Origin of the sequence: Halalkalibaculum sp. DA384 (assembly GCF_043951955.1) — a bacterium.
Taxonomy (GTDB): domain Bacteria; phylum Bacteroidota; class Rhodothermia; order Balneolales; family Balneolaceae; genus JAMQKA01.
This window is the reverse complement of record NZ_JBINJE010000038.1, coordinates 15,005-33,646: the sequence shown is the minus strand read 5'-3', so window position 1 is coordinate 33,646 and position 18,642 is coordinate 15,005. Positions and strand designations below refer to the sequence as shown.

16 protein-coding genes and 1 pseudogene are annotated in these 18,642 nt (G+C 51.2%); 8 read left to right on the top strand and 9 right to left on the bottom strand.

Annotated features, from left to right (window positions below; translation table 11 throughout):
* Nucleotides 1-370 precede the first annotated feature (370 nt).
* From ACG2E4_RS16020 to ACG2E4_RS16010, 3 genes and pseudogenes are all read left to right on the top strand, one after another.
* Nucleotides 371-511, top strand: a pseudogene (locus ACG2E4_RS16020) (PhzF family phenazine biosynthesis protein); the annotation flags it as partial.
* A 96-nt stretch (nucleotides 512-607) separates the two neighbouring features.
* Nucleotides 608-1,423 (top strand): sulfite exporter TauE/SafE family protein, encoded by an 816-nt coding sequence (locus ACG2E4_RS16015; RefSeq protein WP_395277201.1) that lies wholly within the window; start codon nucleotides 608-610, stop codon nucleotides 1,421-1,423.
* Nucleotides 1,424-1,639: 216 nt separating this feature from the next.
* On the top strand, nucleotides 1,640-2,854 hold the full coding sequence (locus ACG2E4_RS16010; RefSeq protein WP_395277200.1) for an exo-beta-N-acetylmuramidase NamZ domain-containing protein: 1,215 nt from the start codon (nucleotides 1,640-1,642) through the stop codon (nucleotides 2,852-2,854).
* Nucleotides 2,855-2,993: 139 nt separating this feature from the next.
* Here ACG2E4_RS16010 and ACG2E4_RS16005 read toward each other — a convergent pair whose 3' ends face one another.
* Together ACG2E4_RS16005 and ACG2E4_RS16000 are read right to left on the bottom strand one after the other, a co-directional pair.
* The gene (locus ACG2E4_RS16005; protein WP_395277199.1) at nucleotides 2,994-3,812 is read right to left on the bottom strand and encodes an anti-sigma factor domain-containing protein; all 819 of its coding nucleotides are present in this window, start codon (nucleotides 3,810-3,812) and stop codon (nucleotides 2,994-2,996) included.
* Nucleotides 3,805-4,425, bottom strand: coding sequence for a sigma-70 family RNA polymerase sigma factor (locus ACG2E4_RS16000; RefSeq protein ID WP_395277198.1), 621 nt, complete (start codon nucleotides 4,423-4,425; stop codon nucleotides 3,805-3,807). Before ACG2E4_RS16000 ends, ACG2E4_RS16005 begins: the two co-directional genes overlap by 8 nt.
* Before the next feature lie 127 nt (nucleotides 4,426-4,552).
* Here ACG2E4_RS16000 and ACG2E4_RS15995 point away from each other — a divergent pair, with 127 nt between their 5' ends.
* Nucleotides 4,553-5,737, top strand: a complete 1,185-nt coding sequence (locus ACG2E4_RS15995) for a metallophosphoesterase (protein ID WP_395277197.1) — start codon at nucleotides 4,553-4,555, stop codon at nucleotides 5,735-5,737.
* A gap of 119 nt (nucleotides 5,738-5,856) precedes the next feature.
* Here the strand turns inward: ACG2E4_RS15995 and ACG2E4_RS15990 are convergent, their stop codons facing one another.
* Together ACG2E4_RS15990 and ACG2E4_RS15985 are read right to left on the bottom strand one after the other, a co-directional pair.
* Entirely contained in the window at nucleotides 5,857-7,929 is a 2,073-nt protein-coding gene (locus ACG2E4_RS15990; RefSeq protein WP_395277196.1) for a thioredoxin domain-containing protein, read from the bottom strand.
* Nucleotides 7,930-7,932: 3 nt separating this feature from the next.
* Nucleotides 7,933-8,430: a methylglyoxal synthase gene (locus tag ACG2E4_RS15985; RefSeq protein ID WP_395277195.1), complete on the bottom strand. Its 498-nt coding sequence runs from the start codon at nucleotides 8,428-8,430 to the stop codon at nucleotides 7,933-7,935.
* Nucleotides 8,431-8,638: 208 nt separating this feature from the next.
* On the opposite strand from ACG2E4_RS15985, the gene ACG2E4_RS15980 reads away from it, so the two are divergent.
* Nucleotides 8,639-8,890 (top strand): hypothetical protein, encoded by a 252-nt coding sequence (locus tag ACG2E4_RS15980; RefSeq protein ID WP_395262094.1) that lies wholly within the window; start codon nucleotides 8,639-8,641, stop codon nucleotides 8,888-8,890.
* On the opposite strand, the gene ACG2E4_RS15975 is transcribed toward ACG2E4_RS15980, so the two are convergent.
* Entirely contained in the window at nucleotides 8,834-10,672 is a 1,839-nt protein-coding gene (locus ACG2E4_RS15975; RefSeq protein WP_395262093.1) for a DUF5939 domain-containing protein, read from the bottom strand. The two genes, ACG2E4_RS15980 and ACG2E4_RS15975, sit on opposite strands and share 57 nt — an antisense overlap.
* A gap of 137 nt (nucleotides 10,673-10,809) precedes the next feature.
* Between ACG2E4_RS15975 and ndk the strand changes: the two genes are divergently transcribed.
* From ndk to ACG2E4_RS15960, 3 genes are read left to right on the top strand one after another with little or no spacing between them, the layout of a single operon-like run.
* The gene (gene ndk / locus ACG2E4_RS15970; protein ID WP_395262092.1) at nucleotides 10,810-11,241 is read left to right on the top strand and encodes a nucleoside-diphosphate kinase; all 432 of its coding nucleotides are present in this window, start codon (nucleotides 10,810-10,812) and stop codon (nucleotides 11,239-11,241) included.
* Between the two features lie 10 nt (nucleotides 11,242-11,251).
* On the top strand, nucleotides 11,252-11,479 hold the full coding sequence (locus tag ACG2E4_RS15965; RefSeq protein WP_395262091.1) for a hypothetical protein: 228 nt from the start codon (nucleotides 11,252-11,254) through the stop codon (nucleotides 11,477-11,479).
* A 28-nt stretch (nucleotides 11,480-11,507) separates the two neighbouring features.
* The gene (locus ACG2E4_RS15960; protein ID WP_395277194.1) at nucleotides 11,508-13,124 is read left to right on the top strand and encodes a sensor histidine kinase; all 1,617 of its coding nucleotides are present in this window, start codon (nucleotides 11,508-11,510) and stop codon (nucleotides 13,122-13,124) included.
* Between the two features lie 206 nt (nucleotides 13,125-13,330).
* On the opposite strand, the gene ftsZ is transcribed toward ACG2E4_RS15960, so the two are convergent.
* The 4 genes from ftsZ to murC all read right to left on the bottom strand — a co-directional run bounded on the left by ftsZ (nucleotide 13,331) and on the right by murC (nucleotide 18,600).
* Entirely contained in the window at nucleotides 13,331-14,647 is a 1,317-nt protein-coding gene (gene ftsZ, locus ACG2E4_RS15955) for a cell division protein FtsZ (RefSeq protein WP_395262089.1), read from the bottom strand.
* Nucleotides 14,648-14,842: 195 nt separating this feature from the next.
* Complete coding sequence (ftsA, locus tag ACG2E4_RS15950; protein WP_395262088.1) at nucleotides 14,843-16,105, bottom strand: cell division protein FtsA; 1,263 nt, start codon at nucleotides 16,103-16,105, stop codon at nucleotides 14,843-14,845.
* A 187-nt stretch (nucleotides 16,106-16,292) separates the two neighbouring features.
* The gene (locus ACG2E4_RS15945; RefSeq protein WP_395262087.1) at nucleotides 16,293-17,051 is read right to left on the bottom strand and encodes a cell division protein FtsQ/DivIB; all 759 of its coding nucleotides are present in this window, start codon (nucleotides 17,049-17,051) and stop codon (nucleotides 16,293-16,295) included.
* A 118-nt stretch (nucleotides 17,052-17,169) separates the two neighbouring features.
* Nucleotides 17,170-18,600, bottom strand: a complete 1,431-nt coding sequence (gene murC / locus ACG2E4_RS15940) for a UDP-N-acetylmuramate--L-alanine ligase (RefSeq protein ID WP_395277193.1) — start codon at nucleotides 18,598-18,600, stop codon at nucleotides 17,170-17,172.
* Between the last annotated feature and the right edge of the window lie 42 nt (nucleotides 18,601-18,642).

The window sequence follows — 18,642 nt, the reverse complement described above, 5'->3', positions numbered from 1 at the left end:
TCTTCTCCAAGAGGGACTTCAACACATTGCCTTTATTGCATCCTGAGATTGTGACCCAAGAGTTCCTCCTTGGAGAAGGAGGACAGGAGGATTGATCTTCCATTTCTTCCACAAACCTAAAGTATTAATGAATGCAACTATCTGTCGAGACTTTTTGGACAGCCTCACTGTTTTCTTGCCATTTCAAGGCAAACAGGCATTTTGGTTGAGATCACTACGTCGAACTCAGGTTATGTACTCATTACTCGTCACTTGTTACTGCGTTTTTAATATGTGCAAATATAACTGTCTTTTGGCGGAATCACTGAATTTGAATTCACAGAAATATTTTGTAATTCAGAACTGCCAATGTGAACCAAAGGACAGAAATATGAAAATTGATCTTTTCCAGGTAGATGCATTCGCAGCCACGCTCTTTGAGGGAAATCCGGCCGCGGTCTGTCCACTGGAGAGATGGATCCCGGATGAACTGATGCAGCAGATTGCCATGGAAAATAACCTTTCGGAAACCGATATAAAACCATCGGCCTCTACCTGGAAATACATTATTTAAAGTTGGGTACTCGAAATTTAATACAGGAACAGTATCACCATTTAGCTTTGATCTATGGAGTTTTCTTTTCTCATTTTGCTGCTCATCGGCCTGGCGGCGGGCGTGCTGGCCGGGCTTTTCGGTATCGGCGGGGGCGTGCTGTTTACCCCGATCCTGTTCTTGCTGTTTAAAGAGGCGGGTATGTCGCAACTGGTGTTGTGGACTATTGGCACCTCGCTGTTCTGTACATTTATTGCGGCTGCCGGGAGCTCGATTCGGCAGTACCGGCAGGATAACTTTTTTGGGAATGAGGGGCTGCGCGTGGGACTGCTGGGAGCAGCGGGCGTGTGGGCTGGCAAACAGGTGGCAACCGCTGCATTTTATACCGAACAAGTGTTTGCCATCTTTTTTAGCCTGCTGTTCCTCTATGTCGCGTACCGGTTTGTTAAAAGAGGAAGAAATTCAGCTCGTGAGGCCAGGGCGCCCCGTCGCCTGATTACGTTGAAAGAGGCGGGAATCACCGGCGGGGCGGGTGGGTTCGTGGCGGCTCTTGCCGGGATAGGCGGGGGGAGCGTTATGGTGCCGATCATGAATCTCTATTACCGGATTCCCATTCAAAAGGCGGTGAGTGTTTCTTCGCTGGCGATCGTTTTTATCTCCTTGTCAGGATGGCTGCAGCTGGCATTTTATCCGGCCGGCGGATCCTCCCTGTCGGGTTACGCTCTTGGGGTGGTAGACCTGGGGGCGGCGCTTCCGCTTTCTATCGGGGGACTGACCGGTGGTTTTCTCGGTGCATTTATTAACCTGAAAGTCAATCGTCAATACCTGCAATACGGGTTTGCCCTGTTGGCGCTCATTATTGTCGTGAAGCTGCTTTCAGATGTATTTTGAGCCGGGAACCCGGGTTTCGCAAAGCCTTTCAGAGGGCTCTGCAAAACATACGAATTACCGTTCGGGGGGAGTTGTACTCGCGTTTAAAAGATCAGTAAGTTCGGTGGTATAACCACCTCCCAACAAATAGCAGGTGCTGCAAATGTCCCTTTGAGATTTAAAATATTGTGAAAAAAAATTTGTCAGCCTGGACGGCACAACATAACTGATTGAACCATGAACATACGTTTTGGAATTTTCTTTTTGTTACTGTCGGTGATGGCCTGCCATTCGTCAGGGAAACAGGAGGCAGGTAACCATCCTGGCAACGTAAAGGTGGGGGCCGAAGTGCTGGTGGACAAGCACCTGGATGAACTTGCGGGCAAGCGGGTCGGGTTGGTGATGAATCCCACGGCACGGATCGGGGATACCCACATGCTGGATACCCTTATGACACTCGGGGTAAACGTTACTGCTTTGTTCGCCCCTGAACACGGATTCCGAGGGGAGGCCGGTGCCGGCGAAGTCATTGAAAACGGGATTGACCAGGAGACCGGCTTACCGGTCTATTCGCTCTATGGAGAGACTAAAAAGCCAACCCCGGAGATGCTGGAAAAGGTCGATCTTTTACTGTTCGATATGCAGGATGTGGGCGCTCGTTTTTATACCTACAACGTGACGCTGGGCCTGGTGTTGGAAGCGGCGGCCGCCGCAGACCTTCCGGTGTGGATACTGGACCGACCCAATCCCGCGGGGGGCGAATATATGGCCGGCTGGATCCTGGAGGAGCAATTTACCTCATTTGTGGGAGCCTACCCGATTCCGATGGCCCACGGAATGACCCTCGGCGAACTTGCAAAGATGATGATAGGGGAGCGGTGGATCGAGTTTGAGGAGGAGCCTGCACTCAGGGTGATTCCCGCTGAAAACTGGGAGCGATCCATGAAGTGGCCGGAAACCGGGCTGCGCTGGCACGCCCCTTCTCCCAATCTGCCTGCTTTTGAACATGCCTACATGTACCTGGGAACGGTGTTATTCGAGGGAACCAATATTTCAGAAGGACGGGGCACCGACCACCCGTTTTTGACAATCGGTTCTCCAACGACTCAGATTCATGCGAAAGCCCTTTCCCGCCTTCGCAACCGGTATTCCCAAGTCAACATTAAGCGCATCCAGTTCACACCGCAGTCAATTCCCGGAAAGGCGGTTAATCCAAAATTTGAGGGAGAGCAGTGCAGGGGGGTACGACTGAGTATTAAAAGCTATGATTTTGATCCTGTTGCATTTGGTATGGATCTGCTGCAGGAAATGGCAGCAGCTACGGCGAATGCCGAAACGACAGATTTTATCTATAAACTGGCCGGTTCCGGAGAAGTGACCAGGTTTCAGGCTGGCTGGGATGAGGATATCAAGCGATTCCGGCAAACTCGCATGCCCTATCTTATTTATTGAGGCCGTTGCAAAACCGTTGGGTTGCCCAAGTATTGGTTTTTGCCGAATTCAACATCCTCAATTTATGGGGTTTCATCTGCAATTACGAATTTGCTCAGGGGTTGACCCCGGAACACGCCCCGGTTTTCTCAAAATGCTCTTATCGATTGTTTTCCATATTGCCCATCAGGTACATGTCGCCGGTCGGTTTGGGCATTCCTCCCCTGGGTTCGAGGGTGACGGCGAATGCGTTGGTCGCCTGTTTGTCGGCAGGTTCCATCTGTTCAATCTTGAAAAATGCATCCTTTTTGGGGTCGTTCACGGCAAACAGCCCGGCGCTGATCGGGGTATTGTCCCTGATAATCCACAGCTGGTACTCCTTATCCGCCGGAACGGGAGGGAGGTTGGAGACCTGCAGCAGCGCCTGTTGTTGTTCTGCATCCCAGATCACTTTTCCATAGCCTTGTGGACTGGCTTCCATCCCCTGCATTATCACCATGTCTATTTGGCGGGCTCCCAGGATAGAAAGCATCTCATTTTTTTGTTCAATCTCGGTCTCCAGCTGCGTTATGGTTTGCTCTTGCCGGGCCAATTGCTGGTTGCGGGTTTCCAGTTCACTGTTGAGGTTGAATGCGTAGAAAAGCAGGCTCAACGTAACCAGCAGCAGCGCAAAAGAGGCTGCAATTGCGAATTTTTGCCAGTCAACAGGTTCCCGGTCGGTGGATTCCTGTTCTTCAATATCCTCGTTGATCACCTGCAGCAGGTTTCGCTTGACGGCAGGGGATGGTTCCACGCGATTCGTATTGAAGGCCAGGTTGTTGGCTGCAGAGCGCATCTCCCGGTAGAATTTACGCTGGCCGGGGTCGGCCGAGGCCAGCATCTCCTCAAACTCCGAGCGTTCCGCCGGCTCCAGGGCATTCAGTACGTAGCCGGCGCAGAGCTCCTCAAAGCGGTTGTTATGCGTGCTGTTGTCACCCATCGATGGAAATATGATCTTCAAGAATATTTTTTAGTTTAATCATACCTTGACGCGTTCTGGTTTTAACGGTGCCGAGTGGGATGTCCAGGTGTTCCGCAATTTCGGATTGTGTCATACCCCCATAATAGGCCACCTTGATCACTTCACGTTGTTCTTCGGGGATCTTTTCCAGGGCCCTTTTAACGAGTTCAGACCGATCGGAGAAAATGGTCGTTTCCAGCGGATCAAAGTTGTCTCCTTCCAGGGTGAGGGCAGGTTCATTGACACTGGTTGATGTTTTTTGCTGGGTCTTGTAGCCTTTGGAGCGGATCCGGTCAATCGATTTATTGCGGGTTATGGTGACGATCCAGCTGTACACGTTGCCGCGTTCCTCATCAAAAGTGTGGGCTTTTTCCCATATTTTCATAAACACTTCCTGCAGCAGGTCTTCGGCCTCTTCCCGTTTTTTTACGATCGAGAGAATCATGCCGAACAGGAGCGACTTGTAGAGCTCGTAGAGCTCCTCCAGGGCTTTGGTGTCGCCGCCCTTGATTCGCTTGACAAGCGCCCGCTCGTTACCCGAATCTCTGTGGGAAAATGCACCCAGTACTGCTATGAAGTTAAATACGATCACGTGGCCTGCTCCCGTAATAGAATACGCATGTGGTTTACCATTGGATTTAATCAAGAAAAGAAATTTGATCTGTACAAAAAAATAAATTAGTGTTTGGCTTATTAATATCAAGTAAAAGGAACCGATCGTGCCCTGGTTATTAAAAATGACGCTTCTTGCTGCAACTATTAAGGCGGCCGTTGACTTGTATCTCGGCTGGAGGATGATCCGCGCGGTAGAATATCTCAGCCCCACTTCTGGTTCCTCGCTGGCCTGGCTGGTGGTGCTTCTTTTTTTGACATTTTACCTGTTTCCCCTGAGCGGTTTTTTTCAATACCTGGGAGGAGCAAATGTCGATATACTGACCTATCCCAAACCGATCATCTACTATTTTTGGTTCGGTTTTGCATTCTCTTTCCAGGTTTTGGCCTGGATTGTGGCTTCCGACATCCTCAAAATAAGCGCCAATGCGAACGGCATAAATGCGCCATTTGTGGACCAGGTATATGGATTCCTGGTGGTCGGGTTTTTCCTTGTGATTCTCGTTTATACCGGGTACAAGATGTATTCTGACACCCTGGATATCGAAGTCGAACCGATCACGTACACGGAAGAGACGCTGTCAGAGGATTTGGAGGGGTTTAGAATTGCACATATCACGGATGTTCAGGCCGACCGGTACACAGGCCAACCGCAGGTTGCAGCGTATGTAGACCGGGTTAATGCCGAACATCCTGACCTGGTGGTCGTTACGGGGGATCTCATTTCGTATGGTACCGGGTATGTTGCCATGGCGGCTGATGAGCTGGCCCGGCTGGAGGCTCCGCACGGGGTGTATTTTGTGATTGGCGACCATGACTACTGGGCGGGATCGGATGAAATTGCAGGCGCTTTGCGGGAGCGCGGGATACGCGTCCTGGAAGGGGAAAATGCCTACCGGGAGGTCGGCCGTGCCCGGGTCAGGCTTTCTGGCATAACCAACGTGTACAGCCGAACGGCCCCTGTTGAGGAAGTTAGAAGGTTAACCCGGGACAGCACCGAGGCCGAACTGCGGGTGATGCTGACACACCAGGTGTCAGAGGAGATTATCAGGGAGAGTGAAGCTGCTGGGTACCATCTGCTGCTGGCCGGACATACCCACGGGGGACAGATACGGGTACCGCTGTTTTTCACCAGGTTTTCGGCACCAGACTTTGAAACCCCGTATGTGCAGGGCCCATACCAGGAAGGGGAGATGCTCATCAATGTAAACAACGGTCTCGGCTTTACCCTGTCGCCGGTGCGGTACAATGCCCCTCCCAATATTTCGATTATTGAGCTCAGGCGGGAGTAGAAGATCCTCGGCAGATGATTTGAAAAGGCTTTTCCATACCAACTGCCTGGTGAAAATGCGGATTATACCTCTTTAAATGGACCTCCATCCCGGAAGGAGAATGGGAGATGCCGCCCGGATCAGGACAGTTGTTGGGCCAGTTTCTCCGGTTCGGTTACCGGCCGCTCGCAACTGTAATTCCGGCATACGTATACCGCGGATTTGCCTTCAACCATGGGTTGGTCACGGGTGTATGGAGCAAGATCACGGATCGTCTCATCACCCGGTTCGTTAAGAATAACTACTTTGCAGGGGATGAAGTGGGAAAAAATCTCATCCCGGAGTTGCCTGGTTTCGGGGGTATCCTTTCTGCCCGCTATGACAATTTCGTAGCTCGGGCCCAGCCCAAACCCCACGCCCTGCAGCATCTGTCCAAAGCCGGTGGGTGCTTTTTCAAGTTGTTCAGAAAATAGCTGCCCGATCTGTTCCGCTTTTTCCTCCCAGCCGGTGTTGCCCGTAATTCGACCCAGTCGCAGCAGGTTTTGCATGGCTACTGAATTCCCGGAGGGAATAGCCCCGTCGTAGGCCTCCTTTTTTCGTCCCAGCAGCTCTTCGCTCTGGTGCGATGTAAAATAAAATCCGCCGTTCTCCCGGTCCCAGAAGTGTTCGATGAAAATCTCGTTAAGCCGGAGCGCCTCCTGCAGGTACTCGGTTTCGAAGGTAGCCTCATAGAGTTCCAGCAATCCCCAGGTCAGGAATGCATAATCATCGGCGTTTCCGTCAATCGCGGCCTCTCCCTCCCGGTAGCGGTGCAGGAGCGTGCCATCCTCTTTTTGAAGATTCGCGGAAATAAAACCGAATGCCCGTTCAGCCCGCTCAATATATTCTTGCTCCTGGAAAATGGTACCGGCTTTCGCGAGAGCCGCAATGGCCAGCCCGTTCCAGTCGGTCAATATTTTGTCATCGAGGAAAGGACGGACCCGCATTTCCCGTTCTTGAAACAGCTTTTTACGGATTGAGTTCAGCTTCTTATTTAGTTCTTCCACTGTCATGTCCCGTTCCGCTGCGAGGTCTTCAATAGATTTTTGCAGGTGAGGAATATTTTTGCCGGTTTTCTGACCTGAGGCCTCCTCCTTGAAATTGCCCTGATCCTCGAGGTTATATACTTCGATGAAGAGTTCGGCATCAGCGGTTGGCAGTAGATCCCGAATTTCATTCGTACTCCATACATAGAATTTGCCCTCCTCACCTTCGCTGTCTGCATCTTCGGCGGAGTAAAATGCGCCATTCTCATCAAGAAGATCACGGCTTATGTAGGTGGCAATCTCATCTGCGGTCTGCTTGAAGAGACCGTTGCCCGTGGCCTGCCAGCCCTCGGTGTAGGCCATCATCAGCAGGGCCTGGTCGTACAGCATTTTCTCGAAGTGTGGAAGGAGCCACTGTGCATCAGTAGCGTATCGATGAAAGCCATATCCTATGTGGTCGTACACGCCGCCGCGCCGCATCGCCTCCAGTGTCTGTTCAACCATGACAAGGGCCTGCTGATCGCCGCTTTGCTTCCAATACCGGAGCAGGAACATAAGATTATGCGGACTGGGAAATTTCGGGGACTGCCCGAAGCCGCCGTGTTGCCGGTCAAACTGCTGTTTGAACTGGTGAAATGCCTTGTTGAGGGTCTCTTGTGAGGGTCCCCTACCCGGTGTTTGTACATTCGATTTTTGAAATGCATCCTTAATTTCCCGGGCCGAGCGGTAGACTTTATCCCGCTCATTTTTCCATAAATCCCGTATCCAGGGGATCAGGTCAACCATGCCGGGCCGCCCCTGCCGACCGCGCTTGGGGATATAGGTGCCGGCATAGAACGGTTGTTTTTCCGGCGTCATGAATATTGTCAACGGCCAGCCCCCGCTCCCGGTCATCATCTGGCAAACCGTCATGTAGGTGTTGTCAATATCCGGCCGCTCTTCGCGGTCAACCTTGATGTTGATGAAGGCCTCGTTCATCAGGTTGGCGACTTCCTCGTCTTCGAACGATTCGTGGGCCATCACGTGGCACCAGTGGCAGGTGGCATACCCGATGGAGAGAAAAATCGGCTTGTCGCGGTCCTTGGCCGCCTCGAACGCCTCCTCTCCCCAGGGGTACCAGTGAACGGGGTTGTCGGCATGTTGTTGCAGATATGGGCTTTTTTCGTCAAAAAGTTGGTTGGAAGACACAGTTTACTCTTTTTGGTCTTGGAAATTTTTTGAAAAACGCTTGCTGTAATCTACAATGAATCGATCATAGGTTTCATCAATTAACTGGGAGGATATCATAAAATCTGCCGAAGAGCGGTTTTGGGCGACCGGAATATTGTACAAAACGGAAATGCGAAGCAACGCTTTTACATCCACGTCATGAGGCTGCGCCTGGAGCGGATCCCAAAAAAAGATCATCATGTCGATCTCATTTTCTGAGATAGCGGCTCCTATCTGGAGGTCTCCGCCCAGGGGTCCGCTCTTAAAACAGTGAACATTCAGTTCCAGTTTTTCAGAGATCAACGATCCGGTGGTGCCCGTACCAAACAGGTTGTGCTTTTTCAGACTTTCGGAATTGTATTCAACCCAGTCCAGCAGGTCGCTTTTGCGGTGATCGTGCGCAATAAGTGCAATATTTTTTTTCCGGCCCATCCGTTTGGAAGAGTGGGCAATCGGAGGATCTGTTTTCTTTATAGACATAAGTTGTTAATTGGAAAAGTTAAATTAAAGAGGTCGTTGCCAAACCCTTGGTTTGCCCGTTTTCTGTATTTTCGCGCATCCGAAATTCTCATTTTTGGAGTATAAACTGCGGTTTTAAATACAATCAGGGGATAGGGGATGACCCCGGACAAAACTCCCGTTTAAAAAAAGTCCTCTTAACAGGACGAAATACAGGCAATATCCAAAGGTGGAACATACGGATATCAGCGGTAAAAAAAACAGGGCGGCTGTGCGATACCTGCTTTGTGACGGGGGTACCCGGACCATTACGCGCGCCCAACGCCGGCAGGTTCCAAATGAACCGTGCAGGGAGATGGTCAAGAGAGAGGAAGCGGAGAAGCAGGGAGCTTCCGCGGCATTTCAGGCGCAGCAGGAGGACAAGTCAGACTACCAAACGGAGCGGGGATTTTTTGAGCGTCATACGGGAGATCCGGAATAGTTCGTTTCCAAAACCGCGCAGGGTAATATCCTGTTCCCGGATGCGAGCGTCTTCGCCGATCATGCCGGAATTTTCGAGGCAGTCGCGCACAGGTTCTGAAAATACCAGCTCATCTTCGTCGGCAAAATCGACCAGCCGGGAGGCGATATTGACGGTCGATCCAAAATAGTCAATGTTGCTGTTCAGGTTTACCGCCATACAGCTGCCGTGGTGGATCCCCGCCTTTAGCTTCAGGTATTCCCCGTACTGCTCGTTGCGGGTAATCGCCTGATGGGCCTTCATAAAAGCCCGGAATGCATTTACAGGATTATTGAACACCGCCATAACGGAATCCCCGATTGTTTTGACGACCCCGCCCCGTTCTTCGGTGATCGCCTGCTGCAGTATTTCAAAATGTTCTATCACTTTTCCCACGGCGGTTTCGTCTCCCTCTTTGTCGTACATGCCGGTAGAGTCGTAGAGGTCCGTGAACATGAGCGTGAGGTTGTCAACCGCAATTTTTTTGCCCCTGTGAAGTACTTCCTTGTCAAAAAGGTCCCGGAATAGTTGAAGAGAGGTCACCTCCGCGGCTGAGAGCAGGTACTTGTTCCAGTTCGTTTGCTCCAGCAGGAAAACCTGGTGTTCTCCGGTCTTGTTGTGGAATACCAGGTTGGGCTGCTCGGTGATCGTCACTTCTTCTCCATTGAATCCCGATTGGTCCAGCACAACGGTGATGTTGTCGCTGCCGTTACTGTTGTTTACGCGCACGCTTGCCTCACCTTTCTGCCCGAGGGCGCGCAGCGAATAGTTGCCCGGCAAAAGATGGACTTTCAGGTACCGCTTTTGACCGGGGGATAAAAACTGTTGTACAGCAACGTGTGGTTTGGACTGGGGACCGGTGACACAGTAGGCTTTGTCAGCAATTTTTCGAATCAGCGGGTTTGGTCGAAAGCTGAGTTGAATCCTGTTGTTAAAATTTACATAAAATTTGTTTCTGCACGCGCTGCAGTAGGCGGTTTTATTGATTTCATTCAGGGAATTGTGTCGCTCCTGCAACGAGCGGCACGTGGGGCAATACAGGTCCCAGCTAAAGTCCAGGAGCCCGACCTTGGTTGCATGCAAGAAGACGCGCAGGACCTCTCCTCGCGGTGCGTTCCAGTGATCCGCCAGTTGGAAAGGGGAGATACGGGAAAGATCAATATCCGCTGCATGGGTGAGGAAGCGGGCAAGGGCAGAAACAATTACGGGTCTGCCGCTTTGCCCGTTAAGTTTTTTGGTACAGTCTTCCAGCCGCTGGCGTCCCCCGGGAACCAGCCGCGCCTCCGGTTTGATCTCGTAAGGCCACACATTCTGCTGCTGTATTCGGTCATAGGTCTCGAACGTTTTTTTGAGTCTTCTCCGCAGCAGCAAATTAATTTTTACCGCTTGTATGAAGCGAACCAGAATATTTCGTGGAGAAGCCCATATCCGGTATCGAACCCGGGTTCCCTCCGCGTTCGGGAGGAGATCCACTTGCAGTTTAATCTCCCGGAACGCTCCATTTTTATACCGGCGTTTGACTCCGAATCGATAAGGCCGTTCCCATTCAAAGGGTTCTTCCTCCCAGGCATCGGTATTCTGCAGGGAATTGTAGGTAAGCTGCGCGTGTCCCGTTCTTATATCATACGATGCAGTCGACTTCCGGACTGGTGGCAGCTTGATCTCTTTATTTAATCGGTTCGTGTCCGAAACCAGGGGCCATAATGTTGCAGGTGTAGAGCTCAGCTGCCAATTCCAGTCAAAATGAAGTGCACGTACATTCATAAATTGAGTATATACCCCGAAAGCGAAATTGCGAGGTTATCACGCTTCGTGTATTGATATTTATACCGTATATTCAACGTCCTTTGATTACAAGAGCAGATATAACCCTAATTGTTACAAAATTTTATAACTGAATAATGGCAGTAGAACGAACACTTACGATCTTAAAACCTGATTGTGTACGCAAAGAGTTAATTGGTGAAGTTACCAGGCGAATACAGGAGGCGGGATTTGATATCGTGGCAATGAAAATGACACGATTAACCCGCGATACTGCTGAAGGATTTTACGCTGTTCACAGGGATAAACCCTTTTTCGACGAGCTTTGCGATTTTATGAGCAGCGGACCCTGCGTGCCGATGATCCTGGAAAAGGAAAATGCGATCGAAGATTTTCGGTCTCTCATCGGGGCTACCAACCCTGAAGAGGCCGATGAGGGGACCATCCGTGCTGATTTTGCAGACAGTGTCGGGGAAAATATTATCCACGGTTCCGATTCCGTGAAAAACGGCAAGCTCGAGGCCGCCTATTTTTTTAGTGAAGCAGAGGTGATCGCCAACAAGGCGTAGTGATCCGAAAATGATGAAATCGGGCAAAACAACGGTTTTGCCAAGACTTCTCAAAATAAGCGCCGGTGCCCTGAATACAGGACACCGGCGTTTTTTATGTCAGAAAGAGTTTGTATCTCCGGGTGTTGAAAAGTACACGGAAGATCAAAAAAACGTTGCACAAACTGGCTTTTTCAGCAGGAAAAGAGCAGCTGCAGGAAAAGAATTTTTAAACATATTAAAAATCTTTAATTTATAATTTATCTTAAAAGAATAGCGTGCAACGGATGGGAAACGATCGTATTCAGTCATTATATGAAAGATCTACAGAGAAAAGGTGGAATCCCATTCCACTGGATTACCTGCTGAAGCGATATTCGCTAGCGGATGGCCGGGTGCAGCTGCTGTTTGTAATCTGGATTTTTTTTATTGCGGCCAGTATAATCTCGGTATTTCTGCTCTCCCCGCCCCGGGCGTTAATGGGTGATGAGTACCAATCGCTCTACACCTTTTTTATGATGTACCCGCCGCTCTTTCTGGGCACCCTTGTTATGTTTTGGGTCGGCTTTGAATGGGGATTCATACCGGTGTTTCTTTCCGCTTTCCTCATTGCCTATTCTTCATACATGCCGATACACTGGGCGCTGCTTTTCGGAGTCGCCTTTATCCTGGGTCTTGCAATATTTGCCCTCTGTTACCACAGCCTGCCTGTAAGTCCACGCCCCGATAATCTCAAGCGAATAGCCTTCTTTACCACCGTAGCGTTTGTTGCTGCGCTGGCCAGCTCGCTGGGGTCATTCGTCTGGAGTTTGTATCATGATCTCTCTGCGGCCGAGACATTTACTATCTGGAAGGGATGGTGGACCGGTACGTTCCTTCAGTCTATGATTTTGGTGGGGCCGCTGCTCTACTTCTGCACTCCCTCGATAGAGCGGGTGAAGTCCAATTATTTTGAAATCCCTGAGCCTGACGTAACACTGAAGTGGATCTATACGGCTATATTGAGCGTGGTCGTGGTTTTAACGCTGTTTATCGTGGGAGCCAATGTGCTGGGGTCGCTGGGCATGCAGCAGGAGATGGCGGGTATGCCCAGCAGCGTGGAAAAAAACTTCGCCAAAATTACCGGCTCTTTCCAGATCATCACCTGGATCTCTATCGGGCTCGTGATGGCTGCCGGCATGGGGGGAATCTACCTTGTGGGGTCCTGGAATGACAACCTGAAGGCGAAGGTCGAAGAACAGACTGAAGAACTGGAAGAACGAAAATCATCACTGAAGGCAGCCCTGGAACAGCGCGACCAGCTGCTTGATCGGGTAAATAACCGGGTGAAGGACAACCTGACCATGGTGCTGGCCCTGCTCGAACTCCAGCTGAAAACCGGAGAACAGGAATCGGTGGAGAAGACACTCAAGGATTCCCATGCCCGGCTGCGGTCACTGGCCATCGTCTATGAAACGATGCACCAGACCAACGCTATTGACAATGTGCATCTCAAGCAATTTTGTCTGAAACTTTCGAACCGGCTGAGTCATTCTTTCAAGCAGGTGGATCAGGCGATCGATGTTCATATCGACTCAGATGATATTACCCTGGAGATTGAAAAGGCCGTGCCGCTGGCCATGATCCTCAATGAACTGCTTCTCAACTCCTATATTCACGCGTTTAAGGGTCGGGAGAGCGGAACTATTTTTGTAAAGATGCGGGAGCGAGAGCAGGAAATTCTTATTTCTGTCCGGGATAACGGCATCGGCCTGCCCGAAGGCTTTGACCCTGCAAAGCAAAAAACGTTAGGCATGAAGCTTATTCTTACCCTGACCCGCCAGCTGAACGGAGTATTCCAGGTCGATCAGACCTATAATACGGGATTTAATCTCGATATACCGGTGGAAGCGGCCGGGGCCTGATGGACGGCTTTGGGATGAAAGACCAATAAAATATTTCCCGGACATATTAAAAAAGGAGTCCCGTTCAAAGGACTCCTTCTCTGTTTAGCAATCTATAGTTTGGGAATCATGCCCGCAAGCGGGCGGACAAATCCCCTCCTATATAAGGATATTCAGCAATCAAAAAAGGATAATCGCGCTTTCAGGGCGCGTTGTGCAGGAAACCGTCAGTCCATAATTTTGCGCAGGAACGCAGGCTGATCAGTGTCACTTTTGTCGATTCGCTCACGGCGGTTATTCAGGAGCGTATCGCCCTCATTTTTTTTGTGTTGCTGCTCCTCTTCTTTTTCCTGTTTCTTCTTTTCGGAACTGTAATTGACTCCATGTCGGGAAATGGCCGGAGAGTCGAGTTTCTTCAGGTTTGATTCCCCTTTGTAAAACGGCTCACCGGTTGGAGAGTAACCACTGCGCCCGCTCATGGCCTGGCGTTTTGATTTTTCAAGCTTCTGCTTGGTGTCTTGAGCCTCGGCATTTTCCTGGTCGGCGGAAGGAGCAGTTTTACCCTCTTCATTCAGGTCAAATCCCGTGGCGATGACAGTAATACGCAGTTCATCCTCCATCTCGTCGTCGAGCACCGTACCCAGGATAATTTCGGCGTCTTCACCGGCCTCCTGTTGAATGATGCTGGTAGAGGTGGTCGTCTCTTTCATGCCCAGGTTGGATCCGGCCGAAATGTTGACCAGCACGTTGCGTGCACCGCGGATGCTGACCCCGTCGAGCAGGGGAGAGTTGATCGCCTCTCGAGCCGCAATTTCGGCACGGTCTTCGCCGGTTGCCGCGGCCGAACCCATGATGGCGGCTCCACCGTCGAGCATGGTGGTGCGCACGTCCGCAAAGTCGAGGTTGATGAGGCCGGGCATCAGTATCAGGTCGGAGATGCCGCGCGTGGCATTGTAGAGCACCTCGTTGGCCTTGTCAAAGGCCTCCATCAGCGTGGTATTGTCGTCGGCAATTTCCAGAAGTTGCTCATTGGGTATAACGATAACCGTATCGCAGTTCTTTTTGAGCTCGCTGATTCCCTCGGTGGCATAGCGCATGCGCTTGGGACCTTCGCACTCAAATGGGGTGGTAACGATGGCAACGGTCAAGATGCCCTTTCGCTTGGCAATGCCGGATACAACGGGCGCTCCCCCGGTACCTGTTCCGCCTCCCATGCCGGCGGTCACAAAAATCATGTCGGCGCCTTCGATGGCATCGTCAATTTCGTGACGGTTTTCTTCTACGGCTTCGCGCCCGATCTCCGGGCGCGCTCCTGCACCAAGACCGCCGGTCAGGTTGGAACCGACCTGGATTGTAATATCAGCCAGGCTGTTTTTAAGGGCCTGGGCATCGGTGTTGAGCGCAACATATTCTACGCTGCTTAATCCTTTGTTTATCATGTTGTTGACGGCATTACCGCCACCGCCACCAACACCAATCACCTTGATTTTCGCTGAGTCCTGACCGTTCTCGTCAAAACTAAAACGCGTGTTGAGATTTGACATAAGTAACTCCTTTTTAGATTGCTTTTTTATTTCTCTTCTGATTATCTGATTGCTCTTTTTATGGGGTTTTTATCCGGCGTCCCGGATTTTTTTCGATTCGAAAAAATCAATTGAACATGGTTGCATGGTTTGTAAATGTCATATTCACTTCTTACATGTCAGTACATCTGGTGAAGATCATTAAAGTCTCAGATGCTACAGCTCTTTGAACCAGCTCTTCATTCGCTCGGCTATCCGATTCATCACTTTTTCCACGCTTGAACCCTTCGTGGAGGAGGGGATGATCGCCTGGTTCATGGCACCGCTTCCCGTTTTGATGGCGTGCATCACGAGCCCGACACCAGTGGCATAAATCGGGTTATTGACCTCTTCAATGAGTCCCCCGCTGAGTCCCAGCGGTTTCCCGATCTTGGCATCCATACCGAGTACTTCGGTTGCCAGGGGACATACATTTTTGATAAGGGAACCGCCGCCGGTCAGGACCACCCCGGCACTCAGGGCATCGGCGTAGCCGCTGCGTTTGACCTCGATGGCAACAATTTCCAGAATCTCTTCCATCCGGGCCTGGATAATTTTGGCCAGGATGCTTTTGGTAATCTCTTTGGGCGGCCGGCCGGCAATGCCGGGAACGGTAATCACCTCTTCCTCTTCAATCATGTCGACGAACGCTTCGCCGTGCTCCCGCTTGAGCTTTTCGCCCTGGTCGTCCAGCACGCTGAGCCCCACGCGAATATCATCGGTAACCTTTTTGCCGGCGATGGCGATGACGGCCGTATGCCGGATCGTATTGTCCTGGAAGATAGCCACATCGGTGGTGCCGCCTCCGATATCCACGAGCACGACGCCGGCCTCTTTTTCTTCTTCATCCAGAACCGAATAGGAGGAAGCCAGCGGCTCCAGGATGATGTCTGCCACTTCATACCCCGCCCGTTCCACGCAGCGGTAGATGTTTTTGGCTGCCGATACAAGGCCGGTGATAATATGGACTTCTGCCTCCATGCGCATGCCGCTCATGCCCACCGGGTCGCTGATGCCATCCTGCCCGTCTACCACAAATTCCTGCGGAATGACATGGATAATCTGCTGGTCGGTCGGCAGCATGATGCGCTGGCAATCTTCCAACAGGCGCTCCACATCGTTGACAGTGATTTCGTTGTCTTTGTTGTTGATGGTGATGACGCCTTTGCTGCGCATGCTGCGGATGTGGTCGCCTGCAATACCCACATTGACCGAATTAACTTCGATACCGGAGGCCAGCTGGGCCTGCTCGATGGCACTTTGAATAGCGTTGACCGTCTTGTCAATATTGACAACCACGCCGCGATTCAAGCCATCACTGGGCGACTTTCCCACCCCCAGGATATGGATGCGATCCTGCGGATCGATTGAGGCAACAATGGCGCACACCTTGGTGGTTCCTATATCCAGACCGACAACAATTCTATCTTGTTCTTCCATGTCCATATTATTAGCGATTACTTCGCGTACTGTTTTTGTTATTGTAATTCAATTCATTTTCCGATGTCATCCCGGTTCCGGGATCAAAAAAATGCGCCCGATCCTCCCGGAGTAACGTCATAAAACTGTGATTCCCAATTAATCATACTGCCGGGTGAGAGCCGACTCCCGCCCCCAATTCAACTTGTCAACTTTCGCGGGTCACAATTTGGCCTTCAAAACGGAGATCTACGGACCGCATCTTCCGGATTCCTTTCTCCCGGACCACTTCGGAGTAGAACGCCTTCCAGTTGCGGAATTTCCGGGAAAATTCACCTTTCCCAAACACCAGTTTCACACCGTTTTCATGGCTGAGGGCCACAATGCCCTCACTGTCTGTCCATGCAATCTCACTGATTGTGGCCCGGCTGAATGAACTGTTGTTAAGTTCCATCAAAAAGCTGCGCACCTGGTCCCACGACCCCGACGTCAGCGTATCGCTCACGGGAGCCGTTTGAAACCCGTATACTATCGGCACATCCACCGTTTTCCCCAACTTGAGCGGAAGCCGGATGCCGTCCTGGTCCACATAGATTTTATTCTCTCCGTTGGCCAGCATGGCAATCGGCTGCCGTTCTGTTACATGGACGCTGAGGTTGCCGCTGGGTTCTACATTCACATCGGCCTGTTTTACATAGGGAACAGTCTCCAGCTTATTGATAATGGCCATAAAATCTACGCTGTCCGGGGATATACCGGTGGGAATGTGAACCTGCTCGGTCAATTCCTGCTCCGTAACAAAGTGATGACCGGTATACTCAACATCACGTATAATCATGGTGCGATTCCAGTAGACCCCGGCCGCCACCGCCACCACGAGTAACAGCAACACGCTCGCCAGCCAGGGGGCAAGGTTTAGCCCCTTAGCCGGTTGATCTTCGCTCTGTTGTTTATTCTGTTTGGTCATCCGTCGTTTTCGGCTATCATTTTGATCAAATTAAAAGTTTCGGTCTTCTTTCCATATTCAGCCCGTTTCGCGCTGGGCGAAGCTCCACGGGAGAAGGTGGTTATGCAGATTCAGAGTTTCAGTTCATATTCTCCAGCCCGGCTTTCAGTGCCTCTGCAAACTGTTCGCCAAATTTATAAATATCGCCGGCTCCCATCGTGATAACAATATCTCCCGGCTGTACAATCTCTTTTAGCCGGCCGGGGAGCCCGGTTTTGTCTTCTACATAATGCACCTTCCGGTGGCCGTATTCCCTGGCCGCCTCCGCAATTAAGCGGCCGGAGACCCCTTCGATCGGTTCTTCCCGGGAGGGATATACATCCGTTATTACGCACACCTCCGCATCAAAGAATGAGGATCCGAATTCCTGGTAAAGTTCCTGCGTCCGCGAATACAGGTGCGGCTGAAATACCGCTACAATGCGTCGGTCGTTCCAGCCCTCGCGAGCCGCGTTCAGGGTGGCCTGGACCTCCGTGGGATGGTGAGCGTAATCATCAATCACCATTATATCATCGTGTTCTGCTTTCAGCTGGAAGCGGCGAAATACTCCCTCAAACCGTTCCAGTCCTGACTTTATCTGTGCAAAATCGATATCGAGTTCCAGTCCCACGGCCACCGCGGCCAGGGCGTTTTTTACATTGTGCCGGCCCGGTGCGTTCAGCGTAATGGTGCCCAGTTCCTCATTCTCGTGGAGAACGGTAAAGGTGGTCCGGAAATGGTCCATTTCCAGCTCAACAGCCCGTACCGCTGCCTGGGGCGTCAGCCCGTACGAGAGGATCCGGCGGTCAATTTTCGGGATAATACTGCGTATATTCGGATCATCCAGGCATACGGTCACAGCCCCGTAAAAGGGAACCTTGTTGGAAAACTCTACGAAGGCCTCCTTTACATCCTCCAGGTTGTTGTAAATATCAAGGTGTTCCGCCTCGATATTTGTAATTACGGCCAGTGAGGGGCGCAGCCGCAGGAAGGTACGGTCAAACTCATCCGCTTCCACCACTATGACGTCACCGGTGCCCACCACAGCGTTCGTTTTGTCAAAGCTGTGGACTTTGCCGCCGACAATGATTGTAGGGTCAAAACTGCCATCCTGCACCACATGACCGATCATGGTGGTCGTCGTGGTTTTGCCGTGCGTTCCCGCCACGCCGATGCCGTACTTCATCCGCATCAGTTCGGCCAGCATTTCGGCGCGCTTGATGACCGGGATTCCCTGTTCCAGGGCGGTCCGGGTTTCAATGTTTTCTGTGGCTTTTACGGCGCTGGTATAAACGACAACATCGGCGCCTTCAATATTACTTGCGTTGTGGCCGATAAGGACACTGGCCCCCAGTTCCCGGAGCCGCTCAACCGTTTCGCTCATGTTGGCATCGGAGCCGGTCACGCGGTAACCTTTTTGCAGCAGAATTTCAGCCATGCCGCTCATACCGATCCCCCCGATTCCCACCATATGGATCTGGCGGGTCCGTCCGAAAATGGGCTGCGTTTGTATCTTTTTTTCGTTGCTCATAAAATTTTTACCTGTTTCATCTATGGCGTTGGAGGGAGTTGC

Excerpts from the sequence above, each read along its gene's own strand:
- ACG2E4_RS16015 (WP_395277201.1), top strand. The coding sequence starts at position 608 with ATGGAGTTTTCTTTTCTCATTTTGCTGCTCATCGGCCTGGCGGCGGGC.
- ACG2E4_RS16010 (WP_395277200.1), top strand. The coding sequence starts at position 1,640 with ATGAACATACGTTTTGGAATTTTCTTTTTGTTACTGTCGGTGATGGCC.
- ACG2E4_RS16005 (WP_395277199.1), bottom strand. The coding sequence starts at position 3,812 with ATGGGTGACAACAGCACGCATAACAACCGCTTTGAGGAGCTCTGCGCC.
- ACG2E4_RS15985 (WP_395277195.1), bottom strand. The coding sequence starts at position 8,430 with ATGTCTATAAAGAAAACAGATCCTCCGATTGCCCACTCTTCCAAACGG.
- ACG2E4_RS15975 (WP_395262093.1), bottom strand. The coding sequence starts at position 10,672 with ATGAATGTACGTGCACTTCATTTTGACTGGAATTGGCAGCTGAGCTCT.
- ndk (WP_395262092.1), top strand. The coding sequence starts at position 10,810 with ATGGCAGTAGAACGAACACTTACGATCTTAAAACCTGATTGTGTACGC.
- ACG2E4_RS15965 (WP_395262091.1), top strand. The coding sequence starts at position 11,252 with ATGATGAAATCGGGCAAAACAACGGTTTTGCCAAGACTTCTCAAAATA.
- ACG2E4_RS15960 (WP_395277194.1), top strand. The coding sequence starts at position 11,508 with ATGGGAAACGATCGTATTCAGTCATTATATGAAAGATCTACAGAGAAA.
- ftsZ (WP_395262089.1), bottom strand. The coding sequence starts at position 14,647 with ATGTCAAATCTCAACACGCGTTTTAGTTTTGACGAGAACGGTCAGGAC.
- ftsA (WP_395262088.1), bottom strand. The coding sequence starts at position 16,105 with ATGGAAGAACAAGATAGAATTGTTGTCGGTCTGGATATAGGAACCACC.
- ACG2E4_RS15945 (WP_395262087.1), bottom strand. The coding sequence starts at position 17,051 with ATGACCAAACAGAATAAACAACAGAGCGAAGATCAACCGGCTAAGGGG.
- murC (WP_395277193.1), bottom strand. The coding sequence starts at position 18,600 with ATGAGCAACGAAAAAAAGATACAAACGCAGCCCATTTTCGGACGGACC.